Source organism: Agrococcus sp. BE272 (assembly GCF_031457935.1).
GTDB lineage: Bacteria > Actinomycetota > Actinomycetes > Actinomycetales > Microbacteriaceae > Agrococcus > Agrococcus sediminis.
On sequence record NZ_JAVDXL010000001.1, the window covers coordinates 1,246,006 to 1,258,526 of the forward strand.

The window sequence follows — 12,521 nt, forward strand, 5'->3', positions numbered from 1 at the left end:
TGCTGCGCGCCGTCGTCGGCGCTCGTGGTGGGTCGGATGCGCCGGGTCGCGATCAGCGCTCGGCGAGCGTGCCGTGCACGACCTCGCCGCCGACGAGGGTCGCGACGACGTCGATCGCGCCGATGCGCTCGGTCGGCACGTCGTGCGGGTCGTCGGCGAGCACGACGACGTCGGCGAGCATGCCCGGCGCGAGCACGCCCTTGCGGTCGCCCCAGCCGGTCGCGGCGGCGGAGCCCGCGGTGCAGGCGCGCAGCGCCTCGTCGACGGTCAGCCGCTCGTCGGGGCCGTAGGGCGCGCCGCTCTCGGTGCGGCGCTCGACGAAGGCCTGCACGATGCGCAGCGGCTCGCCGGGCGCGACTGGCCGGTCGGAGCTGCCCGCGAGCATGCCGCCCGCGCGCAGCACGCTCGCGGCCGGATAGGAGCGGAGCGTGCGCTCGGGGCCCAGCCGCTCGGCCATGCCGTCGCCGTACTCGGCGATGAAGCGCGGCTGCGGCACGAGCGCGACGCCGAGCTGCGCCATGCGGGCGATCTGGTCGGGGCGCACGACGCCGCCGTGCTCGATGCGGCTCGGCAGCGGGCGCGGGCCGTGCAGCCGCTGCGCCTCGTCGATGAGGTCGAGCGCGAAGTCGACCGCCGCGTCGCCGATGGCGTGCAGCGCCAGCGCCCAGTCGCCGGCGGCGGCCGCGAGCACCTGAGCGCGCATCGCCTCGGGATCGCCCTGCAGGTAGCCGTGGTTGCCGTGGTCGTGCGCGTAGTCCTCGCTCATCGCCGCGGTCGAGCCGAGCAGCGAGCCGTCGGTGAAGACCTTGACGGGGCCGAGCTGCAGCCGGTCGTCGCCGGCGCCGCTGCGGATGCCGGCGGTGAGCCCGATCGCGCGCGGGTCGTCGTCGTGGCCGGCGAGCTCGACGAGCGCGTCGAGCGTCACCATCGCCTGCGTGCGGGTGCGCAGCAGCCCGCGCTCGCGCGCCCGCTGGTAGGCGGCGAACTCGCGCGGGCTGTGGCCGATCCAGCCGCCGGCGATGCCCGCGTCGGTGACCGACGTGATGCCCTCCCGCGCGTACTGCGCGCTCGCCCGGCCCAGCGCATCCTCGATCGCGGTGAGCGGGTCGGGCAGCAGGACGTCCTGCACGATCCGCATCGCGTTCTCCTCGAGCAGCCCGGTCGGGCGCCCGCGCTCGTCGCGCCCGATGACGCCGCCGTCGGGGTCGGCGCGCGGGCCGTCGTCGATGCCGATGCGCCGCAGCCCCTCGCCGCTCATCGTCGCCGCGTGCCCCGAGGCGTGCTTGATCCACACGGGCCGCCCGCCCGAGGCGCGGTCGAGCGCGTCGCGGTCGAGGCCGCCGGCGAGGCCGAGGGGGTTGAAGCCGGATGCGACGACCCAGTCGTGCGGGTCGGTCGCGACGCGCTGCTCGATGCGCCGGTAGACCTCGTCGGGCGTCGTCGCCCCGGCGAGGTCGAGCTCGGCGAGCGTCTGGCCGAACCAGACGCTGTGCGCGTGGGCGTCGTTGAAGCCGGGCAGGAGCACGGCGCCGTCGGCGTCGAGGCGCCGGTCGGCGTGCACGCCGTCGAGCTGCTCGTCGAGGCCCACGATGCGGCCCGCCCAGATGCCGACGCGGCTCGCCGTCGGCCGCGCGTCGTCGCCGGTGAGCACTCGGGCGTTGTCGATGATCGCGTCGATGCGCACGCGCTGCCTCCTGCTGCTGCTCGGAATCTCCATTCAATCTGGGCATCGCTACAGCGACAATGGGAGCGCGGCACGGGAACGGCCGCCTGGAGTGTGCAAGCGCACAGCGCCGCGAGGACGGCCGGATCGGGGAGGCATCGTGGAGGACGCAGGGGCGGCGCGCTCGCCGGAGTGGGTGGCGCTGGTCGACCGGCTCGACGACGAGATGGACGGGATCGTCGACGACTTCGTGCAGGCGTTCGGCGAGCGCTCGCTCTACGACCGGGACGCCGTGCCGGCGCAGGACCTGCGCGACACCGCCGACGCGACCTTGCGCATGCTCGTCGCACGCATGGCCGGCCGCACGCCCACCGAGGACGAGGCGGCGCTCGCGACCACGCTCGGCGTGCGCCGGGCGCGGCAGGGCGTGCCGCTCGACGCGCTGCTCGAGGCGGTGCGGCTCGACTTCCGGGTGCTGTGGCGCTGGCTGCAGCGCCTCGCGGGCGACGCGCAGCGGGCGGCGCTCGTCGACCAGGTCGAGTGGGTGCTCACCGTCGTCGAGCAGTACGTCGGCGAGGTGCAGCAGTCGTTCCTGCGCGAGACGGCCGCGATGCAGCGCGACGCGAGGCTCGCGACCGAGCGGCACCTCGCGCGGCTGCTGAGCGGCGACGCGCCGAGCGCGACCGCGGTCGAGGGCATCGCGCAGGGCCTCGGCGTCGCGGCCGACGCCGAGTTCGACCTCATCGCCGTGCCCGTCGACCGCATCGAGCTCGCGCAGCGCGCGGCAGCCGCGGCGCTCGCGGCCGGCGCCGTCTTCGGCCACAGCCACGGCGACGCCTACTGCCTGTTCTGGGTGCGCGGCGAGGAGCGGCTGACCGACGAGCTCGCCGCGCTGCCCGGCGTGCACCTGCAGCGCCTCGCGGGGCTCTCCGCGGTGGCCGGCGGTGCGCGCACCGCGCTCGCGCTGCTGACGACGACGCCCGCCCCCCAGCGGCTCGTCGGCGTCGACGAGCTGTGGCCCGTCGTCGCGGCCGGCCGGCTCACCGAGCTCGTGCCCGGCTTCGTCGAGCTGCGGCTCGCGCCGCTGCTGGAGCTGACCGACTACCAGCGCGACGCGATCGTCGAGACCGTGCGCGCCTTCCTCGAGACCGGCTCGGTGCACGCCACCTCCAAGCGCGTCTTCTGCCACCGCAACACCGTGCTCAACCGGCTCGCCGCGTTCCGCGACCGCACGGGGCTCGATGTGCAGGTGCCCGTCGACTCGGCCCTCGCGCACGTGCTGCTCGCGGCGGACGGCGCTCCGCGATGAGGAGTCGCCCTTCCGCTCGACTGGGCATCCGCACAATCGGTCCGCGGGAATCCGCGTCGCACCGCCATTGAGGATGTGCAAACCGCTCCGACACGATGGCAGGACGTCGCCGCGCGCGTCCCGCACGAGTGTCGACGGCCGCAGGACGCACCCTGCGGGCACCGCCGTCCCAGCACCCGGCACCCGGTGAGGCTCCCGCCCCCGGTCTCGAGGAGGAGAGCAGCATGAACCAGGCAGCGCACGACGCCACGCCCCCGGGCGACGAGATCGTCGTCAAGCCCAGAGACGTCCGCCGCATCGCGACCGCCGCGTTCGTCGGCACCGCGCTCGAGTGGTACGACTACTTCCTGTTCGGCACCGCGGCCGCGCTGGTGTTCAACCGGCTCTTCTTCACCGAGCTCGACCCGACCGCCGCCGTGCTCGCGTCGCTCGCCACCTTCGGCGTCGGCTTCGCCGCGCGCCCCATCGGCGCCTTCTTCTTCGGCGTGCTCGGCGACCGCGTGGGCCGCCGCCCGACGCTCATCCTCACGATCGTGCTCATCGGCGTCGCCACCGGCGTGATCGGCGTGCTGCCCACCTACGCCGACATCGGCATCATGGCCCCGGTGCTGCTCGTCGTGCTGCGCCTGCTGCAGGGCCTCGCCGTCGGCGGCGAGTGGGGCGGCGCGACGACCATCGCCATCGAGCACGCACCCGTCAAGCAGCGCGCCCGCTACGCGGCGCTCGTGCAGGTCGGCTCGCCGGTCGGCACGCTGCTCTCCTCGGGCGCGATCGCACTCGTGCTGCTCTTCCCGCCGAGCGAGTTCGACGCCTGGGCGTGGCGCCTGCCGTTCCTCGCGGCCTTCCCGCTGCTCGCCGTCGCGCTCTGGATCCGCCTGAAGGTCGAGGAGTCGCCGATCTTCGAGGACCTCGTGCGCCTCGACCAGCGCGCCAAGGTGCCGGCGCTGCAGGTCTTCACCAAGGCCTGGGGACGCCTCATCGTCGCCGTGGCGGCCGCGTTCCTCGGCGTCGGCGGCTTCTACGTGATGAACACGTTCGTCGTCAGCTACGCCGCGAACACGCTCGGCATCGACCGGCAGATCGCGGTCAACGCGACGCTCATCGCCGCCGTCGCCCAGATCGTCGTCATCCTGCTCTGCGGCCGGCTCGCCGAGCGCGTCGGCCCCGGCCGCGTCACCTTCTGGGGCGGCCTCGCGACCGCGGCAGCCGCCGCGCCGCTGTTCTGGCTCATCGACACCGGCTCGCCGCTCGCGATCACGCTCGCCGTGACCGCCGGCATCTCGCTGCTCACGATCACCTACGCCGTCACCGGCGCGCTGCTGACCGAGCTCTTCCCGCCGGAGCTGCGCTACAGCGGCGTCTCGCTCGGCTACAACATCGCCGGTGCGCTCTCGGGCTTCCTGCCCTTCATCGCGACCTGGATGATCAGCCTCAGCGAGGACGCCGTGTCGTGGCCGGCCGTCGTGATCCTCGCGATCGTCGCGCTCATCACCGCAGCGGGCGGCTTCTTCGGCGAGCGCCTGCGGGTGAAGGACAAGGAGCTGGTGCACTCCGCCTGAGCCGTGCACTGCACGCTGCGCCGGTCGCCGGGAATGGCGGCCGGCGCAGTCGCGTTCTCCCGACGGACATCGAGCGAAGGAGCACCATGCCGCTGCAGGGCGAGTACGCACCGAGCACCTCCGAGTGGGCGCGCACGCAGGCCGAGACGTACGAGGCCTCGGGAGGCACCGAGGGCAACCTCCTGCGCGACCGGCCGATCATCGTGCTGACGAGCGTCGGCGCGAAGACCGGCAAGCTGCGCAAGACGGCGCTCATGCGCGTCGAGCACGACGGCGAGTACGCGGTCGTCGCGTCGCAGGGCGGTGCCCCGACGCATCCCGTCTGGTACTGGAACCTCACGAAGCACCCGCACGTCGAGCTGCAGGACGGCGCCGAGAAGCACGACTACCTCGCGCGCGAGCTCGAGCCGGGCGCCGAGCGCGACGCCTGGTGGGCGCGCGCGTGCGAGGCGTGGCCGCCGTACGCCGACTACCAGCAGAAGACCGAGCGCCTCATCCCGGTCTTCGTGCTCACGCGCACCGACGCCTGAGCCGCGGCGCCGCCGTTCGTCGACCGGCTCCGTGCGCTGCCGGCCGGACTATCCGGTCGGGCGCGCACCTGGCCGGTCGACGAACGGGGAGCGCGGATGCGCGGCGCGCGCGGCGGGCGTCAGTCGAACGAGGGCTGCGGCCCGAACTCCGCGACCAGCTCGGCCGCGAGGTCGGCGACGTCGGTCGAGCCCGCGAAGTCGCGGTCGGGCTGCGCCGCCCGGTCGGCATCCGACACGAGCGCCTTCACGCGCTTGACGACGACGCGCGCCGGCGTCGCGCGCAGCGCGTGCCCGACCGCCGCGACCCACGCCTCGGCGGCGGCCTTGAGCGCCGCGTAGTTCGCGTTCCCGGCTGTGGGGTGCTCGACGCCCGTCGACGACACGATCGCGACGACCCCCGCATCCGACCGCCCGATCGCGTCGGCGAACGCCCGCGTCGTGTTGCGCAGCGTGCCCACGACCCGCGCCTCGAGCCACGCCCAGTCCTCGTCGGACTGGCCGGCGAGCCCGCCGCCGCCTCGCCAGCCGCCCACGAGGTGCACGAGCCCGTCGAGCTCGCCCACCTCCTCGGCGAGCGACCGCACCGCCTCGAGGTCGGTCAGGTCGCACGCGAAGCGCTCGCTCGCGTCGACCATGCCGAGGCGCCCCGCGTCGGAGCCGACCGCGATCACGTGGTGCCCCGCCTCGATGAGGGCGGATGCGGTGGCGTGCCCGAGCGCGCTCGTGGCGCCGGCGATGAGGATGCGCATGCAGACAGTCTGCCCCGTCACGCCGAGCCGGCGTTGACCGTCGCGAGGTCGACTCGCACGAGCACCGCGGCGGCGGTGAGCGCCGCCCCGATGAGCCCCAGCATCCACGCGCGCCGCCCCTGCACGACGAGCACGAGCACCGTCACCGCCGTCGCGAGCGCGAGCACGGGCGCGGCGATCGCGAGCGCGTCGATCACGGCCGAGACCCGCGCGGCGTAGACCGGCGTGCAGCCGCCCGGCCCGGGCACGGCCGGGCACGCGCTCTGCGTCGTGATCGGGCCGACGCCCGCGAGCATCCAGCGCGGCAGGTCGAGCAGCAGCGGCAGCAGGGCGAGCGTGGCGAGGCCGAGCGCCGCCTCGCGCACCCGGGTGCGCTTCGGCACCCGCGCCATGAGGCTCATGCCCCGACGATACGCGCCGCGGCCGCGCTCGCCCAGGTGCGCGATGCGTGGCCCTCGCGCGACTCAGTACGCGAAGGAGATGTGCTCGCGCCGGTGCGCGCCCGACTCGATCTCGTCGACGACCGCGAGCGCGAAGTCGGGGCCCGAGATCGCCGAGACGCCGTCGGCGTCGACGATCGCCGTGTCGCCGCCCGTGCGGTACTCGCCGCGCCGCGACTGGTCGGGCACGAACGCGCCGAAGGTGCCGGCGGGGGAGATGTACGTCCAGTCGACGGCGGTCGCGGCGACCCGCTCGTACGCGTCGAGGAGCTCGAGCGACTCCGGGCGGTACTCGGGCGCGAACGCGTCGGTCTCGACGATGCGGCGGCCCGAGGCGTCGCGCAGCGAGCCGTAGCCGCCGACGATGAGGAACCGCGCACCGGTGCCCGCGAGCCGCGCGGCCACGTCGGCGTACGCATCCGCCACCCTGCCCTCCATGTCGCCGCGGGGCGAGAGGGCTCCGACGACCACCTCGGCGCCGTCGAGCGCCTGCGCGAGCACGTCGCCGTCGAGCACCGAGCCGCGCACGACGCGGGCGCCCTCGGGGGCGTCCTGCGGGGTCGAGCGCGAGACGAGGGTCAGCTCGTGGCCGCGCGCGGCGGCCTCGCGGGCGATGTGGCCGCCGGCGAAGCCGGTCGCGCCGAGGACGGTGATCTGCGCCATGGGGTTCCTCTCGGAGGTCGAGCAGCGGATGCTTGGGGCAACCCGGCGGGCGGCCAGGGCATTCCGGGGCCCGGGCATTCCGGCGTCAGCGCCGCGCCTGCAGCCCCAGCTGCTCCTCGACGAGGTCGGCGGCGCGGGCTGGGCCGCCTGCCGCCGCGAAGCCGCGCGCGACCGCCGCCGCGCCGGCACCCATCTCCCGGGCGCGGCGCACCGCATCCCGCACCCGCTCCGGCGTCAGCTGCCCGCGGTTGACCCGCACGCCGCAGCCGGCGTGCTCCACCCGGGCGGCGACCTCGTGCTGGTCGCGCCCCCACGGCACGACGACGACGGGCACGCCGAGGCCGAGCGCCTTCTGCGTCACGCCCATCCCGCCGTGCGTGACCGCGCAGACCGCGCGCTCGAGCACCGCGGAGTGCGGCAGGAACCGGGTGATGCGCGCGTTCGCGGGCGGCTCGAAGCCGAGCGGGGCGTCGCCGGGGATGGTCGCGACGACGGAGACGGGCTCGTCGGCGAGCGCCATGAGCGCGACGCGCGCGATGTCGGTGTCGCCCTGGTAGTCGCCCGAGGTCGTGACGAGCACGATCGGCCCCTCGAGCTCGTCGAGCCACGCCGGCGTGGGCGCCTGCGGCTCCCAGCTCGTGGGCCCGACCATGCGGATGCGCGGCTCCCAGTCGACGTGCGCGTACTCGAGCGGCTCGGCGGTCGTCACGAGCATCTGCGGCGCCCGGCGCAGCACCTCGTCGAAGTCGGCGCGCGGCGGCAGGCCGGCCACCTTCGCGCGCAGCGCGTTGATCGCCGGCATCGCCCGGGCGGTCGCGACGTCGAGCACCGCGCGCCCGATGGCGGCGTTCCGCATGCGCTCGAACAGGCCGCGCGCGGGCCGCAGGCCCGGGCCGAACGCCGGCAGGCCGCGGGAGCGCAGCACCGGCGTGTAGGGCGAGATCGCGATCCACGGCAGCCCCGACCGCTCGGCGACCGCGGCGGCGCCCCACGTGTTCACGTCGGTGAGCACGATGTCGGGGCACGAGTCGTCGATGAGGCGCTGCAGGTCGGGGCCGTCGAGCGCGCCGCGGGCGCAGTAGAGCTCGCTCAGGCGGAGCAGGGCGTCGAGGGGGCTGCGCGCCCGCCAGTCGTCGAACTCGATGCGGTCGATCGCGGGGTCGATCTCGTCGGCGTCGAAGCCGAGCATGCGCATGCGGTCGACCTCGGAGGCGAGCGTGCGCATCCGGATCCGGTGCCCGCGCCCCTGCAGCTCGAGCAGGATGCCGGCGAACGGGAACGCGTGCGCGATGGCGGGGCTCGTGTAGGCGGCGATCAGCGCCACGCAGCACCTCCTGGCGCACCGGGGGCCTCGCCGCGCCAGCGCGGGAGCCCGACATCGGGGATCGCGGCGGCGCCGGTGGCCTCCGCGTGCGCTCCACGCTAGCCGCAGGCGCTGACAGCCGGGGCATGGGGCGCCGGCGGCATCCGCGAGCGCGCCTGCCTCATCGCCGCTGCAGCGCCAGCTGCTCCTCGACCAGCTCGGCGGCGCGGGCGGCGCCGCCGGCCGCCTCGAAGCCCGCGGCGACCGCCTCGGCGCCCGCGCGCATCCGCGTGGCGCGGCGCACCGCATCCCGCACCCGCTCCGGGGTCAGCTGCCCGCGGTTGACGCGCACGCCGCAGCCGGCGTGCTCGACGCGGGCGGCGACCTCGTGCTGGTCGCGCCCCCACGGCACGACCACGACCGGCACGCCGAGCCCGAGCGCCTTCTGCGTCACGCCCATCCCGCCGTGCGTGACGGCGCAGACGGCCCGCTCGAGCACCGCCGAGTGCGGCACGAAGTCGACGATGCGCGCGTTGCTGGGCAGGTCGATGCCGAGCCGCACGCGCGCGGGCATCGTCACGACGACCGTCACGGGCTCGTCGCGCAGCCCGTGCACGGCCGCCCTCACGATCTCGGTGTCGCCCTGGTACTCGCTCGAGGTGGTCACGAGCACGAGCGGACCCTCGACGCCCGCGAGCCACCCGGGCGGCGCGGTGGGCGGCTCCCAGGAGGTCGGGCCGACCATGCGCAGCCGCGGCTCCCAGTCGTCGTGCGGGTACTCGAGCGGCTCGGCCGTCGTCACGAGGGTGAGCGGCGGCAGCCGCTGCATCTCGTCGACCGAGCGCACGTGCGGCAGCCCCGCGACCTTCGCGCGCATGCCGTTGATGCGCGGCATGACGAGCCGCACGGCGACACCCGTGACGGTGCGCTCGAGCAGCGCGTCGCGCAGGCGCCCGGCCGTGTCGACCGCGGGGCGCAGGCCCGCGCCGTACGGCGGGCAGCCACGTGAGACGATCGCCGGCGTGTAGGGCGAGAACGCCACCCAGGGCAGGCGTGCGCGCTCGGCGACGGCGGCGGCGCCCCACGTGTTGATGTCGGTGATGACGAGATCGGGCTGCGCCTCGTCGAGCAGCTGCTGCACGTCGGGCCCGTCGAGCTCGCCGCGGCTGCAGAAGATCTCGGCGGTGCGCTTCAGGCCCTCGAGCAGGGTGCGCGCGTGCCAGTCGTCGAACTCGATCTGCTCGATGGCCGGATCGATCGCGTCGGCGTCGAAGCCGAGCTGCCGCATGGCGCGCACCTGGCTCGAGAGCGTGCGGAGGCGGATGCGGTGCCCGCGTCGCTGCAGCTCCAGCAGCATGCCTGCGATCGGGAACAGGTGCCCGATCGCAGGGCTCGTGTAGGCGGCGATCGTCGCCATCCCGTGACTCCTCGCGTCGCCCTGTGCGATCGTGCTGAGCGTACGACGCGGCGCCCACGCGCGGAAGGGGCAGTCGGGGTACAGCGGATGCGGGCCGTCCTCGCGTTCGGGGACGGGCCGCATCGGCGGGCTCGGCTCAGACCGTCTCGGCCGTGATGCCCTTCGTCGAGGTGATGACGTCGCGCATCTTCTTCTCGAACGCCTCGTAGAACATCGACAGCGGGAACTCGTCGTCCATCACGAGGTCGGTCAGCTGCCGGGGCGTGCCGTCGAGCGGCAGCTCGCCGGCCTTCCAGGCGGATGCGGGGTGCGGCTCCACGACGGAGGAGACGAGCTCGTAGGCGGCGAGCCAGTGCGCGACCTTCGGCCGGTCGATCGAGCGCCAGTAGAGGTGCTCGATCGCCTCGCCCAGCTTGTTGACGACGTCGGGCACCTCGTCCCAGTCGAAGGCGAGCTGCGTGTCGGTCCAGTGCAGCACGCGGTGCTGGTGCAGCCACGCGAAGAGCAGCTGGCCGCCGAGGCCGTCGTAGTTGCGGGTGCGGCTGCCGGTGATCGCGAAGCGGAAGATGCGGTCGAAGATGACGGCGTACTGCACGAGCTTCGCGTGCTTGGCGAGGTCGCGGTCGGCGTCGGTGGCCTGCTCGTCGGCGGCGATGCGCCGCTCGATCGCGACCGACTCGCGGAAGGCCGTGAGGTCGCAGCGCAGCTCCTCGAGCGAGTAGAGGAAGAAGGGCATGCGCTGCTTGATCATGAACGGGTCGAACGGGAGGTCGCCGCGCATGTGGGTGCGGTCGTGGATGAGGTCCCACATGACGAACGTCTCCTCGGCGAGGCGCTGGTCGGCGAGCATCTCGGCGGCGTCGGCCGGCAGCTCGAGCTTCGTGACCTCGCACGCGGCCTCGACGACGCGGCGGAAGCGGGCGGCCTCGCGGTCCTGGAAGATCGCGCCCCACGTGAAGGCGGGGATCTCGCGCATCGCGACCGTCTCGGGGAAGAGCACGGCCGAGTTGGTGTCGTAGCCGGCGGTGAAGTCGATGAAGCGCAGCGGCACGAAGAGCGCGTTGCCGTAGTCGCCGGCCTCGAGCTCGGCGATGAACTCGGGCCAGATCACCTCGACGAGCACGGCCTCGACGAGCCGGTCGCTCGAGCCGTTCTGCGTATACATGGGGAAGATGACGAGGTGCTGCAGCCCGTCGACGCGGTGCTGCTGCGGCTGGAAGCGCACGAGGGCGTCGAAGAAGTCGGGCTCGCTGAAGCCCTCGGCCGCCCAGCGCTCGAAGTCGAGCGCTGCCTGCGCGAGGTAGTCGGCGTCGTGCGGGAACTCGGGGGCGATGTCGCGGATGCCCTGGGCCAGCTCGGCGACGTGGGCGCGGGCGGCGTCGTGGTGGGCGGCGTCCTCGATGGAGCCGTTCTTCGACTGCAGCGGCTGCAGCGCCGTCGCGGCCGCCTTGATGCGGAGCCAGGCGGGGTGCTGGCGGAGGTCGGCGGCGGTGGCCTGGGTCATCGTCATGGGAGCCTCCTGGGCGGTGTCGGCGCCGGTGATCCGGCGGTGCGATCGGAGCGCTGGGGGCGCGGGATCGGTGCGTGAATCCAGCGTATGGGCGCCTTCGCGCACGTATCTTGTGGCCAGCCCCGGCTTTCCTGCCCGTTTCGAGCGCGGCGCGGATGCCAGCCGTCGGCCGCAATTCCTTTGCGTGAGCATCCCTCACGCGCCGGATTCGTTCGAATTCGGAAGATTGCGGCATCGGAAGGTGGCGCCGAGTGGGCGGCCCCGCCTACTGTCGCTGCCAGGGAGGGGAGGCCCATGCAGACGACGCGCGCCACGAGGCCGGTCGCGGTCACCGGTGCGCTGGTCGCCGTGACGCTGGTGCTGCACGCCTCCGCGACGGCCGCACTCGTGTGGAACGCCGTCCTGCCCTCGGATCGCCTCGGATCGGCCACGCTGCTGTGGGGCGCGGTCACGTGGCTGCCGTCGCTCGTGTGGGCGGCGCTCGTCATCGCCAGATCTGCCCACTGGCGCGTGGTCTCGGCCTTCTGGCTCCCCGGCGCCGCGACGCTCGTGGGGATGCTCATGTTCCTGATGACGTTCACCACGCGCGTCTCGGGCATCGACCTGTCCGGCATCGGCACGGGCGCGATGGTCTCGTCGTGGATCCTGCTCGTGTGCGCCTTCGTGGTCGCCGTGGCGAGCCGGTTCGCGCGCATCTCGGGCGACAGCCTCGCCGAGCTCGAGGCGTCGCTCGCCGAGGACGGCCGGCCGGCCCAGCAGCCGCAGCCGCCGAGCGTCGCGTAGCGCAGCACCACCCCGACACGAAGACGCCCCGACCGGCGTGCTGCATCACGGTCGGGGCGTTCGCCCAGCTCTTGTCCTGTGAGCGGAACTCGAACTGGGTCCACTCTCCCATTCCGTCGGCGGCCCACACGGCCCGGCACCGGCCGCTTGAGGCAATCATCAGCAGACCCTGCGCCGACGCAGAGGTCGCTCGACGCATGGCCTCCCGCGAGGAGCGCCGCGCTCAGACCAGGGCGGATGCGGCGGCGAAGCCCACCCAGCACCCGGCTGCCGCGAGCAGCGGCGGCACGAGCGCCCAGCGCTGCCGGGTCGCGGCGGCCGCGGCGCCGATCGCGTTGCCGACGAGCGTCACGCCCAGCACCGACACCCAGAACGTCAGCCGCCCGGGGCCGTCATCCGTGCCGGCCGCCTCCGCGGCCTGCACGATCGCGCTGTCGCCGACCGGCGACAGCAGCAGCACGCCCAGCAGGTTCGCGAAGATCAGCACCCACGCCGCGAGCCGCAGCCGGTCGGCGGGCGTCCACTCGCGCTCCGGCTCGAGCTCGTCCCACTCCTCGGCGCTCACGCGGCACCCGCCATCGCCGACGACGCGGCG

The 12,521-nt window shown here is 74.4% G+C and carries 12 protein-coding genes; 4 read left to right on the forward strand and 8 right to left on the reverse strand.

The features are described 5' to 3' along the window. Positions 1-52: 52 nt before the first annotated feature. Positions 53-1,684 (reverse strand): amidohydrolase, encoded by a 1,632-nt coding sequence (locus tag J2X49_RS06060; protein WP_310123769.1) that lies wholly within the window; start codon positions 1,682-1,684, stop codon positions 53-55. 139 nt (positions 1,685-1,823) lie between these two features. Here J2X49_RS06060 and J2X49_RS06065 point away from each other — a divergent pair, with 139 nt between their 5' ends. The 3 genes from J2X49_RS06065 to J2X49_RS06075 all read left to right on the forward strand — a co-directional run bounded on the left by J2X49_RS06065 (position 1,824) and on the right by J2X49_RS06075 (position 5,061). Then, positions 1,824-2,972, forward strand: coding sequence for a helix-turn-helix domain-containing protein (locus tag J2X49_RS06065; protein WP_310123771.1), 1,149 nt, complete (start codon positions 1,824-1,826; stop codon positions 2,970-2,972). A gap of 224 nt (positions 2,973-3,196) precedes the next feature. After that, positions 3,197-4,531 carry an MFS transporter gene (locus tag J2X49_RS06070; RefSeq protein ID WP_310123773.1) on the forward strand — a complete coding sequence of 445 codons (1,335 nt, stop codon included), beginning with the start codon at positions 3,197-3,199 and terminating at the stop codon, positions 4,529-4,531. Between the two features lie 86 nt (positions 4,532-4,617). Further along, positions 4,618-5,061: a nitroreductase family deazaflavin-dependent oxidoreductase gene (locus J2X49_RS06075; RefSeq protein ID WP_146354963.1), complete on the forward strand. Its 444-nt coding sequence runs from the start codon at positions 4,618-4,620 to the stop codon at positions 5,059-5,061. 119 nt (positions 5,062-5,180) lie between these two features. Here the strand turns inward: J2X49_RS06075 and J2X49_RS06080 are convergent, their stop codons facing one another. From J2X49_RS06080 to J2X49_RS06105, 6 genes are all read right to left on the reverse strand, one after another. Then, complete coding sequence (locus J2X49_RS06080; protein ID WP_310123779.1) at positions 5,181-5,810, reverse strand: SDR family NAD(P)-dependent oxidoreductase; 630 nt, start codon at positions 5,808-5,810, stop codon at positions 5,181-5,183. A 17-nt stretch (positions 5,811-5,827) separates the two neighbouring features. Beyond that, positions 5,828-6,211: a hypothetical protein gene (locus J2X49_RS06085; RefSeq protein ID WP_310123780.1), complete on the reverse strand. Its 384-nt coding sequence runs from the start codon at positions 6,209-6,211 to the stop codon at positions 5,828-5,830. A gap of 63 nt (positions 6,212-6,274) precedes the next feature. Next, entirely contained in the window at positions 6,275-6,913 is a 639-nt protein-coding gene (locus J2X49_RS06090; protein WP_310123782.1) for an NAD(P)H-binding protein, read from the reverse strand. 85 nt (positions 6,914-6,998) lie between these two features. Beyond that, positions 6,999-8,237, reverse strand: coding sequence for a glycosyltransferase (locus J2X49_RS06095; RefSeq protein ID WP_310123785.1), 1,239 nt, complete (start codon positions 8,235-8,237; stop codon positions 6,999-7,001). 160 nt (positions 8,238-8,397) lie between these two features. Beyond that, positions 8,398-9,633: a nucleotide disphospho-sugar-binding domain-containing protein gene (locus J2X49_RS06100; protein WP_310123788.1), complete on the reverse strand. Its 1,236-nt coding sequence runs from the start codon at positions 9,631-9,633 to the stop codon at positions 8,398-8,400. 136 nt (positions 9,634-9,769) lie between these two features. Beyond that, positions 9,770-11,143, reverse strand: coding sequence for a DUF6421 family protein (locus tag J2X49_RS06105; RefSeq protein ID WP_310123790.1), 1,374 nt, complete (start codon positions 11,141-11,143; stop codon positions 9,770-9,772). Positions 11,144-11,437: 294 nt separating this feature from the next. On the opposite strand from J2X49_RS06105, the gene J2X49_RS06110 reads away from it, so the two are divergent. After that, positions 11,438-11,926 (forward strand): hypothetical protein, encoded by a 489-nt coding sequence (locus J2X49_RS06110; RefSeq protein ID WP_310123793.1) that lies wholly within the window; start codon positions 11,438-11,440, stop codon positions 11,924-11,926. A gap of 223 nt (positions 11,927-12,149) precedes the next feature. Here J2X49_RS06110 and J2X49_RS06115 read toward each other — a convergent pair whose 3' ends face one another. Next, a complete protein-coding gene (locus J2X49_RS06115; protein WP_310123796.1) occupies positions 12,150-12,491 on the reverse strand; it encodes a hypothetical protein in 342 nt (113 codons plus the stop codon). Positions 12,492-12,521 lie beyond the last annotated feature (30 nt).